The sequence below is a fragment of the Pseudomonas sp. S3_B11 genome (genome assembly GCF_054667715.1).
This window is the reverse complement of the sequence record NZ_CP162749.1, coordinates 29,263-46,731: the sequence shown is the minus strand read 5'-3', so window position 1 is coordinate 46,731 and position 17,469 is coordinate 29,263. Positions and strand designations below refer to the sequence as shown.

Sequence of the window (17,469 nt, the reverse complement as noted above, 5' to 3'; positions counted from 1 at the left end):
TTCAATTCCCCTTGTTCGAGCGTTCGTTATGGTCCATGTCGTCGCCGTCATCGGCGGCCGACAATGGCCGGGCCGGCGTACGTTTCTGGCCCGGGCCACCATCGCTCGGCTCGGCTTCGTGGGCCTCCGGCCCCTTGCGCACCAGCCGCATCATGTAGCTCAGGCCGGCGCCGAACAGCGCGAAATACACCACGACGAACAGCACCAGGGTGATGCTCATCTGGGCGAAGCTGTGGCCGGACGACGCATCGGCCGTGCGCATCAAGCCATAGACCACCCACGGCTGACGGCCGATCTCCGTGGTAAACCAGCCGGCCAGGATCGCGACCAGGCCGGACGGCCCCATCCACAGCACCATGTAGAGGAACGGCCGGGACTGATAGATCCGATCGTTACGGCGCAGCCACAGGCTGCACAGGCCGGTGAAAATCATCAGCAACCCAAGGCCGACCATGACCCGGAACGACCAGAACACGATGGTCGAGTTCGGTCGGTCCTCCGGCGGGAACTCCTTGAGGGCCGGCACCTGCTTGTCCAGGCTGTGGGTCAGGATCAGGCTGCCCAGGTAAGGAATTTCCACGGCGTATTTGGTCTTTTCCGCCTTCATGTCTGGCAGACCGAACAGGATCAGCGGGGTCGGTTCATTGCCGACGTTTTCCCAGTGGCCTTCGATGGCGGCGATTTTCGCCGGTTGATGCTTGAGGGTGTTGAGGCCATGGAAGTCGCCGATGACCGCTTGTATCGGCGCTACCAGCAAGGCCATCCACATCGCCATCGACAGCATCCGGCGGATGGCCGGGTTATCGCGGCCGCGCAGCAAATGCCAGGCCGCCGACGAGCCGACGAAGAACGCCGTGGCGACAAACGCTGCGGTGGACATGTGCAGCAATCGATAAGGGAACGAGGGGTTGAACACCACCGCCAGCCAGTCCACCGGGATCACCCGGCCGTCGATGATTTCGTAACCCTGGGGGGTTTGCATCCAGCTGTTGGAGGACAGGATCCAGAAGGTCGAGATCAGGGTGCCGATCGCCACCATGACCGTGGAAAAGAAATGCAGGCCGCGGCCAACGCGATTCCAGCCGAACAGCATCACGCCCAGGAAACCCGCCTCGAGGAAAAACGCCGTGAGCACCTCGTAGGTCAGCAACGGTCCGGTCACCGCACCAGCGAAGTCCGAGAAACGGCTCCAGTTGGTCCCGAACTGATAGGCCATGACCAACCCGGACACCACCCCCATGCCGAAGTTGACCGCAAAGATCTTCGACCAGAAGTGGTACAGGTCGCGGTAGGTGTCATCGCGGGTCTTGAGCCACAAGCCTTCGAGTACCGCCAGGTAACTCGCCAGGCCGATGGTGATGGCCGGGAACAGGATGTGGAACGAGATGGTGAACGCGAACTGGATTCGGGCGAGATCAAGCGCCTCCAAACCGAACATAAGTCTTCCTCTGTCAGGTAAAACCGGCTGCGGGCGGGGCCTGCATCACAATCCCCAGGGATATGGAGTGCGATGCTTTTCAAATCGTTCTTTTTATAACCGTCACAACGCAGGACTCTGGCCGGATGGCCGCCAGCCCAACACCCCGAAAGGTATTGATCTGGATCAAGCAATGATCAAAGAGTAGCCGCATTCTCGTCGATGAACGGCGTGGTCGTTTGTCGCGTGACAGGTTGTCCCAGTGCTGACTGAGGCGAGGGGATATGTGGGAGCAAGGCTTGCCCGCGATGAAGGCGATGCGGTCTTTCAGAAATCGAGTCGCGTCCATCGCGGGCAAGCCTTGCTCCCACAGATAAATCCCCTCGCCACAAAAAAGGTGCTATGTGGAAGATCGATGCTTGGCTAACTATTTTTTCCGCCACCGCAACTTCCAGTTACAGCTCGGTGATAATCTCGATGCCTTCATCACCGGACCCGTCATAGATGCCCAGCCAAGCGCCGCTGCTGCTCCGCCACCATCGCCCCTTCATCGCCTTCTGGCTGGCGCGGATATTCACCGCCAGCGGCTTCCAGATGCTCACCGTGGCTATCGGCTGGAACCTCTATCAACTGACCGGCAACGTCCTGGACCTCGGCCTGGTGGGGTTGGTGGAATTTGCCCCGCGCGTGCTGTTCATGCTCCACACCGGGCATGTGGCCGACCGCTATGACCGCCGCAAGGTGGCGGCCATCTGCCAGTCAATGCAGGCCATGATTGCCCTGGCGCTGGTGATCGGCAGCGCCACTGACAACGTCACGCGGGAGATGATCTTCATCCTCGCCTTCCTGCTGGGCGCCGCCCGCTCCTTCGAAATGCCGACCACCCAGGCGCTGCTGCCGAGCATCGTGCCGGCTGCGCTGTTTCCCCGTGCCGTGGCCGCCGCGCAATCGGCCCAGCAGTCGGCCACCATCGTCGCCCCGGCACTCGGCGGCTTGCTCTATGCCTTTGGCAGTGTCTGGGTCTACGGGCCGACGGTACTGCTTTACCTCATCGCGTGCGGCCTGATGCTCAACCTGCCCGCCCGACAGACACCGCTGAACAAAGGCAAGGCGACGCTGGATTCGTTGCTGGCCGGGATTCGCTTCATTCGCAGTCGCCCGGACATTCTCGGGGCGATCTCCCTGGACCTGTTCGCGGTGTTGCTCGGCGGCGCGACGGCGCTGCTGCCGGTGTTTGCCAAGGACATCCTGCTCACCGGTCCCTGGGGCCTGGGCCTGTTGCGGTCGGCACCGGCGGTCGGGGCCTTGCTGATGTCGCTGTGGCTGGCGCGGTTTGCCGTGGAGCGCAAGGTCGGCCGAGTGATGTTCACAGCGGTGGGCGTGTTCGGCGTCGCCACCATTGCATTCGGCCTCTCCACCTCGTTCTGGTTTTCCCTGGCGGTGCTGGTAGTGCTGGGCGCGGCGGACATGATCAGCATGGTGATCCGCGCCTCCTTCGTACAACTGGAAACACCGGATGAAATGCGCGGCCGGGTCAGCGCGGTGAACGGATTGTTCATCGGCGCCTCGAACCAGTTGGGCGAGTTCGAGTCCGGCCTCACCGCCCACTGGTTCGGCACCGTGCCGGCGGTGGTCATGGGCGGCGTCGGCACGCTGCTGGTGACCGGGGCCTGGATCAAACTGTTCCCGACCCTGGCCAACCGTGACCGGATGCACGAACCGGTGGATGAAGCAAAAGCCTAGTGGCCTGTACGGTTGATTTGAGTGCACGAATTAGCCACACAGGCCACTAGATTAACTTGTCGAGGGTGATGGGAAAGTCCCGCACCCGCTTGCCGGTGGCATGGTAAATCGCATTGGCCACCGCCGCAGCCACCCCGACGATACCGATTTCACCCACGCCCTTGGACCCGAGCGCATTGACGATCTCGTCGTGTTCCTCAACGAAAATCACCTCAATGTCGCCGATGTCGGCGTTAACCGGCAAATGATACTCGGCCAGGTTGTGGTTCATGTGGCGACCCAGGGCATGGTCCGTCAGGGTTTCTTCATGCAAGGCCATGCCGACGCCCCACACCACGCCACCAAGAATCTGGCTGCGGGCGGTTTTCGGGTTGACGACCCGGCCAGCGGCGATGGCGCTGACCACGCGATTGACCTTCACCGTCCCCAGGTCTTCGTCCACCAGCACTTCGACGAACACCGCCGAGTGAGTGGCCGTGGCGTAGGCCTGGCGTTTTGCATCCGGCTCGGCAGTGACCTGGGCCTGCAACGGCGTCTCGCCGCTTTTCTGCGCCAGCTCCGCGAGCGCAACGCTCGCTTCGCCCAGTCGCAGCTGACCATCGACAAATGTCACTTGCTCAAGGGTCGCGCCGCTGAAGGCCGGACACGCCTGGCGGGCCACGGCCAGGAGTTTTTCCTTCAGTGCTTCACAGGCCTGCTGCACGGCGGTGCCTACCGACGATACGGTGAACGAGCCGCCCTGCAGCGGCGCGGTGGGCAGCGATGAATCCCCCAGGACAAACGTGATGTCCTCAAGGGAAACGCCTGACGCCTCGGCGGCGATCTGGGTCATGACCGTGTAGGTCCCGGTGCCGATGTCAGTGGTGGCGCTGCTGACGGTCAACTTGCCATTGGTATCCAGCGACGCCTGGGCGCTGGCCTTCTGCTGCATGGCCTCCCACACACCACCGGCCATGCCCCAGCCCACCAGTTGCCGGCCTTCACGCATGCTGCGCGGTTCCGGGTTGCGCTTGTCCCAGCCGAAACGACGGGCGCCTTGGGCATAGCACTCACGCAGTTCCTTGCTGGAATACGGCTTGCCTTCGTTCTCGTTACGCTCGGCGTAGTTGATCAACCGCAATTGGACCGGATCGATCGCCAGGGCACAGGCCAGTTCATCTATGGCGCACTCCAGGCCAATCAAGCCGAGGGCCGCACCGGGTGCGCGCATGTCCAAAGGCGTGTAGACGTCCAGTGGTACCAGTTTGTAAGTCAACTCGACGTTGTCGCAGTGATAGAGCATGCCGCTCCACTCCACCACATGCTCGGTGAAATCCTCGAAGCGCGAGGTCTGGCCGACGGCGGTGTGCGCCACGGCGAGCAAGCGACCGTTGGCCGCCGCCCCCAGTTGCACGCGCTGGATAGTTCGCGGCCGATAGCCAAAGGTAAACATCTGCTGGCGCGTCAGGCTGACTCGCACGGAACGCTTGAGGGCCAGTGCCGCCATCACGGCCAACGGTAGTTGATATTGCGGACGCAGCCCGGAACCGAAGGCGCCGCCGACAAACGCGGCAAACACTCGCACTTGCTCCTTCTCGAGCCCGAAGACTTTTTGCACATAGGCCTGGCCGTTTTGCGTGCCTTGGGTCTTGTCGTGGATGTGCAGGCTGCCATCAGGCTGATACAGCACGGTGGAGGCGTGTGGCTCCATGGGGTTGTGGTGTTCAATCGGCGTGCTGTAGGACACATCCACGCTGAGCGCGGAGCTGGCGTACTCGCCCTGAAAATTCCCACGGGGCTTGGGTAATTCAGCCGGCGCTGGATGGGCGTCGTTTTGCAGGATTATCAGATCGGTCTGATGCTCCCCAGTCGCGTATTCGATGTCTATCAGCGAACCGGCATACCGGGCCAACTCGAGATTTTCCGCCACCACCAAGGCCAGGGGCTGGCCGCTGTAGAGGACCTGGTCGTTGTACAGCGGCCGGAACGGCGAGCCGTCCGCCGCATCGGCATCCTGGTAGGGTTCGTCGTAGCTGGCGATCCTCGGCCGGTTGGTGTGGTCGATGACCGCGACCACGCCAGGTAGCGCCAGGGCGCGGGAAGCATCGATGCGCAGCACGCGACCACGGGCGACCGTACCGGACACGACGCTGCCGTGCAGCAAGCCGTCCTCGGGGTATTCACCGGCATAACGGGCCTGGCCCGTCACCTTGAGCAGGCCATCGACCCGGTCGAGTGGTTGCCCTATGGATTTGCTCGGAGCGTTCATCAGGCTTGTCCTCCCTGCGGTGCGCGACCCAACGCGGCATCGCTCAAGGCGCGGATAATTGCCCGGCGCGCCAATCGGATCTTGAAACCGTTGTGTTCCAACGGCTCGGCGTCTTGCAGCAGTGCATCGGCGGCGACGGCAAAGGCTTCGCGACTGACGGTCTGTCCGACCAGCCAGCTCTCCACGGCCCGGTCGCGCCACGGTTTGTGCGCCACGCCACCGAGGGCCAGGCGCGCCTGGCGAATCACCGGCCCATCCAGTTCCAGCGCCGCCGCCACCGAGACCAGCGCAAACGCGTAGGAGGCGCGGTCACGGATCTTCAAGTAGTGGCTATGCTCGGCAAAACCGGCGGCAGGCAACTCGATGGCGGTGATCAGCTCATCGTCGGCCAATTGGTTATCGCGCTCCGGGGCATCGCCGGGCAGGCGATGGAAGTCGGCGAATTCGATGGTCCGCGCACCGCCCCGACCCAGGACATGGACCACCGCCTCCAGAGCGGCCAAGGCCACGCACATGTCGGAGGGATGGGTGGCGACACATTGATCGCTGGCACCGAAAATCGCATGGATCCGGTTCAAACCGTTCCGGGCCGGGCAACCGCTGCCGGGCCGGCGTTTGTTGCACGGTACGCTCGCGTCATAGAAGTAATAGCAGCGTGTGCGTTGCAACAGGTTGCCGCCAGTACTGGCCATGTTGCGCAGTTGCGGTGAGGCGCCCGCCAGGATGGCCTGGGCCAGCAGCGGATAGCGGCGCTCGATCCACGGGTGCCAGGCCAGGTCGGCATTGCTCACCAATGCCCCGATCATCACCCCGCCGGACGGCGTTTCACTGAGGTCCGCCAGGGGCAGCCCGGTAATGTCGATCAGGTGCTCGGGGCGGGTCAGGTTCTCTTTCATCAGGTCCAGCAGGTTGGTGCCACCGGCGATGAAGCGGGAAACCGGGCTCGACAAATCGACGGCCGCCTGCACGGTATCGGGCTTGCTGTACTGGAAGGGATTCATTGATCACCTCCCGGTTGCCGGCAGAGCGGCAACGCCTCTTCGATGGCATCGCAAATGTGGGTATAGGCCCCGCAGCGGCACAGGTTGCCGCTCATCAGTTCACTGATTTGCGCGCGGGTCTGCGCCCTGCCCTCGTTGGCCAGCCCCACCGCTGAACAGATCTGCCCCGGCGTGCAGTAACCACACTGGAACGCGTCATGGGTGATGAAAGCCTGCTGCATGGGATGCAATGCGTCATCACCGGCCAGGCCTTCGATAGTGGTCAATTCGGCGCCGTCGCACATCACCGCCAGGGTCAGGCAGGCATTGATCCGCTTGCCATCGCGCAGCACCGTACAGGCGCCGCACTGGCCGTGGTCGCAGCCTTTCTTGCTGCCCACCAGGTCCAGTTGCTCACGCAGCAGGTCCAGCAACGTGGTCCAGGCCAGCACTTGCAACTCACGCACCTGGCCATTGAGAGTCAGGCGGATCGGATGACGGACGAAGGACACCGGCGTCGCTTCGGACAGGGTTGCGCTCATGGAACACCTCACGGTTGGTCGTACTCGCGGCGTTTTGGGAAACCGCCGTCATAAGGGGTACGACTTCAGGGTGGGGTGGAGCGTTCAAGGCAATTTGCGATGCCGTGGTAACGCAAGAGGCACGGTTTTAACGGGGCTGTGCGGTATATATGTACCGCCCCGAGTGTAATGTATCGCCTTACACTCCATTCCATGATTAAATCTTTTCAGCACAAAGGCCTCAGGCTCTTTTATGAGACGGGGTCGACCCGTGGTATCCGGGCGGACCACGGGAAACGCCTGGCCCGCATGCTCCAGTTCCTGGACAGGGCTCAGGTCGCCAACGACTTAGATATCCCCGGATGGCGATTGCATCCGCTCAAGGGTGAGCTGGATGGATACTGGTCGCTTGGGGTTTCGGGAAACTGGCGGGTTATTTTTCGTTTCATCGGGTCCGATATCGAACTGGTCGATTATCTGGACTACCACTGATCAGGAGGCTGGAACATGCCCATGCACAATCCGCCACACCCTGGCGAAACCTTGCGGTTGGACGTGCTGCCCGAACTGGGCATCACGGTCACCGAACTGGCGCGACACCTGGGTTTCGCCCGGCCTCATTTTTCCCGGGTCCTGCATGGTCATGCGCCCATCAGCCCTGATCTGGCCGTGCGTCTGGAGCGTGCCGGGATCGGCAAGGCCAGGGTCTGGCTGGGCGTCCAGACCGATTACGATTTGTGGCAAGCCGAGCAGCGCGTGCAGCCTGTGATTGAACCCTTCCCACAACACGCTTGATGCCTGTCAGGCCAACAACTCCGCCGCCACCACACTCCTCACGCCCTTGCCACTGAGTTGCTCCACCAGCGTCAAGGCAAACGCCAGGGCGGCGGCTGAACCCTGGGCCGTGATGCAGTTGCCATCCACCACCACGGGTTGATCGACGAAGCTGCAACCGGACAGTTGCTGGCTCACGGCGGGCAGGCAGGTCATGCGTCGCTGGCGCAGGACACCGAATGCCTGTAGCGCCAGGGCCGGGGCTTCGGCGATGGCGGCGAAAAACCGTCCGGTGGCGGCCTGGCCCTTGATCAGTTGTTGCAGCGGCTGATGGGCCGCCAGGTGTTGGGCGCCGATGATCCCGCCCGGCAGGACGATCAGGTCGAAATCCTGCACGAGCACGTCCACCAGCATGCCATCGGCCGTCAGGCGCGTGCCGCGGGCGCAAGTGAGCATCCGCCGCCCTTCGATGCTCGCCACCACGGTTTCGATCTGCGCTCGACGCAACACATCGATCAGGGTGACCGTCTGCAAGTCGTCGACACCCTCGGCGACGGCTATCAGGGCTCGGGGGATCTTGGTTCCAGGAATCATGGGCGCTCTCCGCTGGGTGATGCTTGTAGTGTAGGAGCTGCCGAAGGCTGCGATCTTTTGATAGGCGCTTGAAATTCAAGCGTCAGAGGGAAAGATCGCAGCCTCGCTTCGCTCGACAGCTCCTACACAGGTTGGCGGGCTACTTGATATACAGCTGGGTCGACATCCGGTTGCCCGGTGCGTTGATCGAGATGTTGCTGAAGCTGAAGGTGCCCTCTTGCTTGCCCTTCAGGTCGAAGATGTACACATAGCCGACGACTTTGGTTCGCACGGAGCAGTCGTTAAGGTTGCCGTTACTGTACGCACACACGGGCGAGCGGGTGCCGTCGACTTCAAAGCCGTCCAGGGTGACATGGGGCTGGCGGCCATAACCGACCTCCAGCACGTAGACCTTGATATTCGGGCCACTGTGATCGCAACGCGTCTGCGCCTGCCCCGGGACGATGTCCTCGAAGCCACAGGCCGGCGACTCGACCTTGAGCACCTTGACCTCGCTCAAGGGCGGTGCCGACGCGGCATTGGCGGCCTGGCCGGACAACCACCAACCCAGCATGCAGCCCACCGCCGCCAGCAGCTTTTTATTCATGCAATACATAGAGACCTCCCGGAACCGCGCGCAGTATGGCCCACTTGGCGCGTTGGCAAAACATCGACGACGATCGCAGCCACAACGCTACGCTGCTGGTATGATGCGCGGCTTTTTCCGACCCACAGAAAATTCCCGGGCGCCGCTGGCGACCTGTGCTTTGCTGTTGAGGTCGATACATTCACGGCGCCGGGCGCGCCACGGGGAGCAGACATGCTGGAAAGGCTGTTTCAACTCAAGGCACATAACACCAACGTGCGGACCGAGATCCTGGCGGGCGTCACAACGTTCCTGGCCATGGCCTACATTCTGTTCGTCAACCCGAGCATCCTCGGCGAAACCGGCATGGACAAGGGCGCGGTATTCGTCGCCACCTGCCTGGCAGCGGCCATTGGCTCCACGGTCATGGGCCTGATCGCCAACTACCCGATAGCCCTCGCACCGGGCATGGGCCTGAATGCCTTCTTTACCTACACCGTGGTCCTGCACATGGGCCACACCTGGCAAGTGGCGCTGGGCGCAGTGTTCATTTCCGCCGTACTGTTCTTCATGTTGTCGATCTTTCGCATCCGCGAATGGATCATCAACAGCATCCCGCTGCCGCTGCGCTCGGCCATTGCCGCCGGTATCGGCCTGTTCCTGGCGCTGATCGCCCTGAATAACGCCGGCATCGTGGTGAAAAACCCGGCGACCATGGTCGGCCTAGGCGACTTGAAACAACCGGCGCCGATCCTCGCGACCCTCGGTTTTGTCCTGATCGTCGCCCTTGAAGCCTTGAAAGTACGCGGCGCGGTACTGATCGGCATCCTGGCGGTCACCATCGTCTCGATCCTGATGGGCTTCACGCCGTTCGGCGGCGTGATGTCCATGCCGCCGTCCCTGGCCCCGACCTTCCTGCAACTGGACATCAAGGGCGCCCTGGACATCGGCCTGGTGAGCGTGATCTTCGCCTTCCTGTTCGTCGACCTGTTCGACAACTCCGGCACCCTGATCGGCGTCGCCAAGCGCGCCGGGCTGATGGGCAAGGACGGCCACATGCCGAAGATGGGCCGTGCGCTGATCGCCGACAGCACCGCCGCCATGGCCGGTTCGCTGCTGGGCACCTCCACCACCACCAGCTACATCGAATCGGCGGCGGGCGTCAGTGCCGGCGGCCGCACCGGCCTGACCGCCGTCGTCGTGGCGATCCTGTTCCTGCTGGCGCTGTTCTTCTCGCCACTGGCCGCCAGCGTCCCGCCCTTCGCCACCGCCCCAGCCCTGTTGTTCGTCGCCGTACTGATGACCTCGGGCCTGGCGGAAATCGACTGGGACGACATCACCGTCGCCGCACCAGTGGTGGTGACCGCCCTGGCAATGCCGTTCACCTATTCCATCGCCAACGGCATCGCTTTCGGTTTCATCGCCTGGACCGCCATCAAACTGGTATCTGGCCGTGGTCGTGAGCTGAACTCGGCGCTGGTCATCCTGTCGATCCTGTTCGTGATCAAGTTGGGTTGGTACAACGCATGACTTTTGATTCCCAGGCCTACACCGCTCAGCTCCAGGACAAGGTCACCCGCTTGCGTGACCTGCTGGCGCCGTTCGATGCACCAGAACCTGCGGTGTTCGATTCGCCCCTGAAGAACTTCCGCCTGCGCGCCGAATTCCGTCTGTGGCGCGAGGCCGGCGAACGGCACTACGCAATGTTCTCCCAGGACGACAAGCGCACACCGATCCTCATCGAGGAATTTCCCATCGCCAGCCTGCGCATCAACCAGTTGATGCCGCAACTCAAGGCCGCCTGGCAAGCCAGCGCGCCCCTGAGCCACAAGCTGTTCCAGGTGGAGTTCCTGACCACCCTGGCGGGCGATGCGATGATCACCCTGTGTTATCACCGCCCGCTGGACGAGCACTGGCACGCTGCCGCCTCGAAGCTGGCGGCGGACCTGGGCGTGAGCATCATTGGCCGCTCCAAGGGCAAGCGCGAAGTGATCGGCCATGACTACGTGGTGGAGAAACTCGAAGTGGGCGGTCGTACCTTCAGCTATCGCCAGCCCGAAGGCGCCTTCACCCAGCCCAACGGCACGGTGAACCAGAAGATGCTCAACTGGGCTTATGACGCGCTGGGCGATCGCAGCGACGATCTGCTGGAGTTGTACTGCGGCAACGGCAACTTCACCCTGCCCCTGGCCACCCGCGTGCGCAAAGTGCTGGCCACCGAGATCAGCAAGACCTCGGTGAACGCCGCGCTGAGCAACCTCAGCGAAAACGCGGTGGATAACGTCACGTTGGTGCGCCTGTCGGCCGAAGAACTGACCGAAGCCCTGAACGAAGTCCGGCCGTTCCGTCGTCTGCATGGCATCGACCTGAAAAGCTACGAATTCGGCAGCGTCTTCGTCGACCCACCTCGCGCCGGCATGGACCCGGACACCTGCGAGCTGACCCGACGCTTCGACAACATCCTGTACATCTCCTGCAACCCTGACACCCTCGCCGCGAATATCGCGCAACTGAACGACACCCACCGCATCACGCGCTGTGCGTTGTTCGATCAATTTCCCTGGACCCATCACATGGAGTCCGGGGTGTTGTTGACTCGGCGCTAAACGCTGGGGCGATCTCCCACCGGGCTGGACTAGGCAAAGCTCTGTGGGAGCGAGGCTTGCCCGCGATACAGGCGACTCAATTTCTGAAAGACCGCATCGCCTGTATCGCGGGCAAGCCTTGCTCCCACAAATAAATGCCCTCGCCACAAGAGCCCTCCCCCCTCTCTTGGCAAAGGCCATGTTCGATCATCGAACACTTATTGGCCGATGTCGGCTGCTTTATTTGACCAAATTAACCATCTAGTACAATTTATCTCCAGCGGCTGAAACCTGGCCGACACCAACAATAAAAATGTGGAGAAATTGCGATGCCTCCGATCGTTCTGGTGCTCAACGGCCCGAACCTGAACCTGCTCGGCACCCGCGAGCCGGCGACCTATGGCCATGAAACCCTGGCTGACATCTCGGCACTGTGCGGCCGCGCCGCTGAAGAGTTCGGCCTGGCGGTGGAGTTTCGCCAGACCAACCAGGAAGGTGAGCTGCTGGACTGGATTCACGGCGCCCGTGGCCGATGCGCCGGTATCGTCATCAACCCGGCGGCCTGGACCCACACCTCCGTGGCGATCCGCGATGCCCTGGTGGCCAGCGAAGTACCGGTCATCGAAGTCCACCTGTCCAACGTCCACGCCCGTGAAACCTTCCGTCATCACTCCTTCGTCTCATCCGTCGCCATTGGCGTGATGTGCGGGTTTGGCAGCCATGGTTATCGCCTGGCCCTTGAACATTTCAGTCAGCGGTTGAAGGGTTGATGAGCATGTCGAATATCACTGTGCTGGCCGGCCTGATCGGCGCGGGCATCCAAGCCTCTCGCACGCCTGCGCTGCATGAACATGAGGGCGATGCCCAAGGCATGCGTTACCTCTATCGGCTGATCGACCTCGATGCGCTGAAACTCGACAGCGGCGCCCTGGCCGATCTACTGGTGGCCGCCGAGCGCATGGACTTCACCGGCCTGAACATCACCTTCCCCTGCAAGCAGGCGATCATCCCGCTACTCGATGAGTTGTCACCCGAGGCCCGTGGTATCGGCGCGGTCAATACCGTGGTGCTCAAGGACGGCAAGCGCATCGGCCACAACACCGACTGCCTCGGGTTCGCCGAAGGTTTTCGTCGCGGCCTGGGGGATGTGGTGCGCAAGCGCGTGGTCCAGATGGGCGCCGGTGGCGCTGGCGCGGCGGTGGCCCACGCGCTGTTGATGGAAGGCGTAGAAACCCTGAGCATTTTTGACGTCGAGGTCAGCCGTGCCGAGGCGCTGGCCAATAACTTGAATCAACACTTCGGCGCTGGCCGCGCCCGCGCCGGGCATGACCTGCCCACCGCCATGGCCGAGGCCGATGGCCTGGTGAACACCACGCCCATGGGCATGGCAAAACTACCGGGCATGCCGGTGCCGGTCGAGCTGTTGCGCGGCACTTTGTGGGTCGCGGAAATCGTCTATTTCCCACTGGAAACCGAACTGCTGCGCAACGCCCGCGCGGTCGGCTGCCGCACACTGGATGGCGGCAACATGGCCGTGTTCCAGGCGGTGAAGGCGTTCGAACTGTTCAGCGGCGTGGCACCAGATGCGCAGCGGATGCTCGCGCATTTCCAAAGCATGAATCACTAAAGCCTGGTGATAAGCCCTTGTGGGAGCGAGCTTGCTCGCGATGGCGGTGTGTCAGTCGCAATCGATGCTGGCTGATCGACCGCTATCGCGAGCAAGCTCGCTCCCACAAGGGGTCGAGGTCAGACTTGCAGATAGCGCAACACCGACTCACAGACCATCTCACGATGCCGCTGCTTGATAGCTTCATCCGACAGGTCGATCTGAAAGATCTCACCGAACGTCTGGCGATTGGACACCCGGTAAAAACAGAACGAACTGATCAGCAGATGCACATCCAGCGGCTCGAGGCCGGCACGGAACACGCCCTCTTCAGCACCGCGCCGCAGGATCACGCCCAGGGAATCGAGGATGGTATTGGTCATCGCCTTGATCGCACCTGACTGCTTCACGTACTCGGCGTTGTGGATGTTCTCGATGCAGACGATGCGCACGAAATCCACATTGCGATCATGGTGGTCGAAGGTGAACTCCACCAGGCGCCGGATCGCATCGACCGGGGCCAGCTCCGCCAGGTGCAGGCGGCTCTCGGTGGTGCGGATGTCACCGTAGAGTTTCTCCAGCACCTCGACGTACAACTGCTCCTTGCTACCGAAGTAGTAGTAGATCATGCGCTTGGAGGTGTGGATGCGCTCGGCGATGGCGTCGACCCGGGCACCGGCCAGGCCTTGCTGGACGAACTCGACGATGGCTTCCTGAAGAATGTTTTCCCGGGTCTTCTCCGGGTTGTTCTTGCGACTCTTGCGCGGCGCGGCGACGGGTTCGTCGAGCGCTGCGGAAAGCTCTGGATTCATAGTCATTGCGGGGCTCACGGCCATCACTGCACAGGCTGGCGATTATGGGCCGCACCGTGCACTGAAGGAAGCCAGGACACGGCCCATTACCGCCACGTTTACGATTTTCCTACAACTTGGCGTGCCGCAAACCACCGCTGCGGGACTTGGCCATGGCCGCCAGTCGCACCGCGACATTGGCTGCGCCGTAACCGGCGTAACCATTCTTGCGCTGGATGATTTCGAAGAAAAAACGCCCTTCGAACGGCTCGGTGTAGACGTGGAACAGCTCGCCACCCTGGGCGTCACGGTCGTACAACACGTTGAAGTAGGCCAGTTCGCTAAGGAACTCGTCGTCGAAATCGAAACGCGCCGCCAGGTCGTCGTAGTAATTGAGCGGGATGTCCAGCAACGGCACACCCGCCTCTTTGGCACGACTGACCTGGGCGAAGATGTCGTCGCAGTCGAAGGCGATGTGATGCACGCCGGAGCCACGATAACTCGACAGCGCGTGTGAGATCGCAGTGTTGCGGTTCTCGGAAATGTTCAGCGGCAAGCGGATCGAACTGCAGCGGCTACGCAACGCACGGCTTTTTACCAGGCCATAAGGGTCGGGCAAGACCACTTCGTCGTCGGCCTCGAAATCCAGCAGGCTCTTGTAGAACAGCACCCAACTGTCGAGGCTGTCGGCCGGCAGCGCCATCGCCATGTGGTCGATGCGCTTGAGCCCGGCCCCAATGACCGCACCCGGCTGCAGGTTGAAATCGGTGCCATAGACATCGGCCTGCTGGTCCACCAGGTAAATCAGACTACCGTCCGGTGCCCGCACCGCGGCCAGCTCCAGCTCATTGGGGCCCACCAACCCCCGATAAGGCTGGCCTTTGTAGGCAACAGCCCGCTCCAGGGCGCTGGCACTGTTTTTCACGCGCACGGCGGTGGCGCACAACGAAGGTCCGTGGGCTTCGAAAAAACTGTGGGCGAACGAGTACGGCTCGCTATTGAGGATCAGGTTGATATCACCCTGGCGCAGCAGGCTGACATTCTTGGAACGATGCTGGCCGGCCTTGACGAACCCCAGCCGTTCCAGCCAATGGGACAGCTTGGCGCCGAGGTTATCGTCCACGGCGAACTCGAGGAATTCGATGCCGTTGTATTCGCTGGCCGGCGGCGTGGCGAACAGGATGTCGGCATTGCCCATGGAGGGCACTTCTTCAGCCAGCCGCTGACGGGTTTTTTCTTCCAGGTACAGCAGCGATCGCAGGCCGTCGGCGGCATTGGCCCGTGGCGGCGCGGCGCGGAAACCGTCGTTGAAGATTTCCAGCGACAGCGGTCCGGTGTAGCCACTCTTGATGATCGGCGCCAGGAAACCCGGCAAGTCGAACTCGCCCTGCCCCGGGAAACAACGGAAATGTCGGCTCCATTCCAGGACATCCATGGCCAGGATCGGCGCGTCGGCCATTTGCACGAAGAAGATCTTGTCGCCGGGAATCTCGGCGATCGCACTCGGATCGCCCTTGAGGGACAAGGTATGGAAGCTGTCGAGCAACACGCCGAGGCTGGGGTGATCGGCCTGGCGCACAATGTTCCAGACCTGTTGATAAGTATTCACGTGCCGGCCCCAGGCCAGCGCTTCATAACCGATCCGCAAGCCGCGCGCACCGGCGCGTTCGGCCAGCAGGCGCAGGTCATCGATGAGAATCCGTTCATCGCCGACACTGTCGGCCGAGGCGTTGCTGCACACCAGCACCAGGTCGGTGCCCAGTTCCTGCATCAGGTCGAACTTGCGCTCGGCCCGCTCCAGGTTGCGCGACAGGCGATCGCGGCGGCAGCCTTCGAAGTCGCGAAACGGTTGGAATAAGGTGATGGCGATGCCCAGGTCGGCGCACATCTGCCTGATTTCCCGGGGGCTGCCATCGTAGTAGAGAAGGTCGTTCTCGAAAATTTCCACCCCGTCAAACCCGGCGGCGGCAATGGCTTCGAGTTTTTCCGGCAAGGTACCGCTCAAGGACACGGTGGCAATGGAACGCTGCATGACTTCGGCTCCCGGGACAGGCATCGGCTACAAAAAGTGCGCCGCTTTTTTAAAGAGTCAGCCGATTATTGAGCTGCCGGTTTCTTTCAGCAATTTAATATGTACCATCCAGTTAGTTTTTTGGGCGATTATCGAACAAAATGGCCATTGCCGAATTGACGATTTTTTGCTCACTGCGCACCATCGCTCCCACATTGACGCCGGCCCTGCCGACCTCGATGGACAGACCCAGACCAACCATAAGAATTTCAAAAACGGGTACACGCTATGATCCCTTCCCAAAGTTCCCGCCTGGCCCCCAGCCTGGGAGTCTCCTCCAGCGGCATCGGCGACAAGATCCGCGGCGCCATGGCCGTGGGCAAGACCCGTTGGGGCATGCTCGCCCTGGTGTTTTTCGCCACGACCCTGAATTACATCGACCGTGCCGCCCTGGGCGTCATGCAGCCTATCCTGGCCAAGGAAATGAGCTGGACGGCGATGGACTACGCCAACATCAACTTCTGGTTCCAGGTCGGTTATGCCGTCGGCTTCGTGTTGCAAGGACGGCTGATCGACCGGATCGGCGTCAAGCGCGTGTTCTTCTGCGCGGTGCTGCTCTGGAGCCTGGCGACCGGCGCCCACGGCCTGGCCACCTCGGCGGTGGGCTTCATGGTCTGCCGCTTCATCCTCGGCCTGACCGAAGCCGCCAACTACCCGGCCTGCGTGAAGACTACGCGGCTGTGGTTCCCGGCCGGTGAACGGGCCGTGGCGACTGGCATTTTCAACGCCGGGACCAACGTCGGCGCGATGTTCACCCCGATGCTGCTGCCACTGGTCCTGCACGTGTGGGGCTGGCAGGCGGCGTTCCTGTGCATGTCGGCATTGGGCGGGATCTGGCTGCTGTTCTGGGGCCTGAAATACTTCAACCCCGAAGACCATCCCAGCGTCAAACAGTCGGAACTGGACTACATCCAGGCCCAGGAGGAACCGGACCAGGTCCGCGTGCCGTTCTCACGCATCCTGCGCATGCGCGGCACCTGGGCGTTCGCCCTGGCCTACTCGATTACCGCCCCGGTGTTCTGGTTCTACCTCTATTGGCTGCCGCCGTTCCTGAACCAGCAATACAACCTGGGCATCAACGTGACCCAGATGGGCATCCCGCTGATCATCATCTACCTCACCGCCGACTTCGGCAGCGTGGGCGGCGGTATCCTGTCTTCGTTCCTGATCGGCCGTGGTCTCAATCCGATCAAGGCGCGACTGGTGTCCATGCTGCTGTTCGCCTGCTGCATCATCGGCGTGATCATGGCCGCGGGCTCCAGCAGCCTGTGGATGGCAGTATTCGCCATTTCCCTGGCCATCGGCGCGCACCAGGCCTGGACCGCCAACATCTGGAGCCTGGTGATGGACTACACGCCCAAGCACATGATGAGCACGGTGTTCGGCTTCGGCGGCATGTGCGCGGCCATCGGCGGGATGTTCATGACTCAACTGGTGGGCCACATCCTCACGATCACCAATAACAACTACACCGTGCTGTTCACCCTGATCCCGGCGATGTACTTCATTGCCCTGACCTGGTTGTACTTCATGGCACCGCGCAAGGTGCCTACGCTGGAAAACTGATTCCCGTC

Annotated in this window: 17 protein-coding genes; 9 read left to right on the top strand and 8 right to left on the bottom strand. The window is 62.1% G+C overall.

From position 1 onward, the window contains the following. Position 1 precedes the first annotated feature (1 nt). Entirely contained in the window at positions 2-1,438 is a 1,437-nt protein-coding gene (locus AB4O22_RS00220) for a cytochrome ubiquinol oxidase subunit I (protein WP_003205789.1), read from the bottom strand. A 483-nt stretch (positions 1,439-1,921) separates the two neighbouring features. Here AB4O22_RS00220 and AB4O22_RS00215 point away from each other — a divergent pair, with 483 nt between their 5' ends. Beyond that, complete coding sequence (locus AB4O22_RS00215; RefSeq protein ID WP_460095752.1) at positions 1,922-3,160, top strand: MFS transporter; 1,239 nt, start codon at positions 1,922-1,924, stop codon at positions 3,158-3,160. Positions 3,161-3,206: 46 nt separating this feature from the next. Here AB4O22_RS00215 and AB4O22_RS00210 read toward each other — a convergent pair whose 3' ends face one another. Genes AB4O22_RS00210 through AB4O22_RS00200 form a run of 3 tightly spaced genes read right to left on the bottom strand, consistent with a single transcriptional unit; the run spans position 3,207 to position 6,930 of the window. Continuing rightward, positions 3,207-5,408: a xanthine dehydrogenase family protein molybdopterin-binding subunit gene (locus AB4O22_RS00210; RefSeq protein WP_460095751.1), complete on the bottom strand. Its 2,202-nt coding sequence runs from the start codon at positions 5,406-5,408 to the stop codon at positions 3,207-3,209. Then, positions 5,408-6,409: an FAD binding domain-containing protein gene (locus tag AB4O22_RS00205; protein WP_003205794.1), complete on the bottom strand. Its 1,002-nt coding sequence runs from the start codon at positions 6,407-6,409 to the stop codon at positions 5,408-5,410. The genes AB4O22_RS00210 and AB4O22_RS00205 overlap by 1 nt, the downstream gene beginning before the upstream one ends. Beyond that, positions 6,406-6,930: a (2Fe-2S)-binding protein gene (locus tag AB4O22_RS00200; protein WP_003205795.1), complete on the bottom strand. Its 525-nt coding sequence runs from the start codon at positions 6,928-6,930 to the stop codon at positions 6,406-6,408. The genes AB4O22_RS00205 and AB4O22_RS00200 overlap by 4 nt, the downstream gene beginning before the upstream one ends. A gap of 192 nt (positions 6,931-7,122) precedes the next feature. Between AB4O22_RS00200 and AB4O22_RS00195 the strand changes: the two genes are divergently transcribed. After that, the gene (locus AB4O22_RS00195) at positions 7,123-7,401 is read left to right on the top strand and encodes a type II toxin-antitoxin system RelE/ParE family toxin (RefSeq protein ID WP_057451873.1); all 279 of its coding nucleotides are present in this window, start codon (positions 7,123-7,125) and stop codon (positions 7,399-7,401) included. A 15-nt stretch (positions 7,402-7,416) separates the two neighbouring features. Then, a complete protein-coding gene (locus AB4O22_RS00190; RefSeq protein ID WP_003205799.1) occupies positions 7,417-7,704 on the top strand; it encodes a HigA family addiction module antitoxin in 288 nt (95 codons plus the stop codon). Positions 7,705-7,710: 6 nt separating this feature from the next. Here AB4O22_RS00190 and AB4O22_RS00185 read toward each other — a convergent pair whose 3' ends face one another. Together AB4O22_RS00185 and AB4O22_RS00180 are read right to left on the bottom strand one after the other, a co-directional pair. Beyond that, positions 7,711-8,277 (bottom strand): DJ-1 family glyoxalase III, encoded by a 567-nt coding sequence (locus AB4O22_RS00185; RefSeq protein ID WP_003205801.1) that lies wholly within the window; start codon positions 8,275-8,277, stop codon positions 7,711-7,713. A gap of 139 nt (positions 8,278-8,416) precedes the next feature. Then, positions 8,417-8,872 carry a DUF4879 domain-containing protein gene (locus AB4O22_RS00180; protein WP_003205802.1) on the bottom strand — a complete coding sequence of 152 codons (456 nt, stop codon included), beginning with the start codon at positions 8,870-8,872 and terminating at the stop codon, positions 8,417-8,419. 204 nt (positions 8,873-9,076) lie between these two features. Here AB4O22_RS00180 and AB4O22_RS00175 point away from each other — a divergent pair, with 204 nt between their 5' ends. From AB4O22_RS00175 to AB4O22_RS00160, 4 genes are all read left to right on the top strand, one after another. After that, the gene (locus AB4O22_RS00175; RefSeq protein ID WP_003205804.1) at positions 9,077-10,372 is read left to right on the top strand and encodes an NCS2 family permease; all 1,296 of its coding nucleotides are present in this window, start codon (positions 9,077-9,079) and stop codon (positions 10,370-10,372) included. Beyond that, complete coding sequence (gene trmA, locus AB4O22_RS00170; RefSeq protein ID WP_003205805.1) at positions 10,369-11,448, top strand: tRNA (uridine(54)-C5)-methyltransferase TrmA; 1,080 nt, start codon at positions 10,369-10,371, stop codon at positions 11,446-11,448. The genes AB4O22_RS00175 and trmA overlap by 4 nt, the downstream gene beginning before the upstream one ends. A gap of 308 nt (positions 11,449-11,756) precedes the next feature. Continuing rightward, positions 11,757-12,197 carry a type II 3-dehydroquinate dehydratase gene (aroQ, locus tag AB4O22_RS00165; RefSeq protein WP_003205806.1) on the top strand — a complete coding sequence of 147 codons (441 nt, stop codon included), beginning with the start codon at positions 11,757-11,759 and terminating at the stop codon, positions 12,195-12,197. Positions 12,198-12,202: 5 nt separating this feature from the next. Next, the gene (locus AB4O22_RS00160) at positions 12,203-13,054 is read left to right on the top strand and encodes a shikimate dehydrogenase (RefSeq protein WP_460095750.1); all 852 of its coding nucleotides are present in this window, start codon (positions 12,203-12,205) and stop codon (positions 13,052-13,054) included. Between the two features lie 119 nt (positions 13,055-13,173). Here the strand turns inward: AB4O22_RS00160 and AB4O22_RS00155 are convergent, their stop codons facing one another. After that, positions 13,174-13,851 (bottom strand): TetR/AcrR family transcriptional regulator, encoded by a 678-nt coding sequence (locus AB4O22_RS00155; protein WP_041931260.1) that lies wholly within the window; start codon positions 13,849-13,851, stop codon positions 13,174-13,176. Between the two features lie 103 nt (positions 13,852-13,954). Next, positions 13,955-15,856, bottom strand: coding sequence for a 3-dehydroshikimate dehydratase QuiC (gene quiC / locus AB4O22_RS00150; RefSeq protein ID WP_003205811.1), 1,902 nt, complete (start codon positions 15,854-15,856; stop codon positions 13,955-13,957). On the opposite strand from quiC, the gene AB4O22_RS00145 reads away from it, so the two are divergent. Next, on the top strand, positions 15,855-16,127 hold the full coding sequence (locus AB4O22_RS00145; RefSeq protein WP_223472246.1) for a hypothetical protein: 273 nt from the start codon (positions 15,855-15,857) through the stop codon (positions 16,125-16,127). The genes quiC and AB4O22_RS00145 overlap by 2 nt on opposite strands. Continuing rightward, complete coding sequence (locus AB4O22_RS00140; RefSeq protein ID WP_003205813.1) at positions 16,124-17,461, top strand: MFS transporter; 1,338 nt, start codon at positions 16,124-16,126, stop codon at positions 17,459-17,461. The genes AB4O22_RS00145 and AB4O22_RS00140 overlap by 4 nt, the downstream gene beginning before the upstream one ends. Positions 17,462-17,469 lie beyond the last annotated feature (8 nt).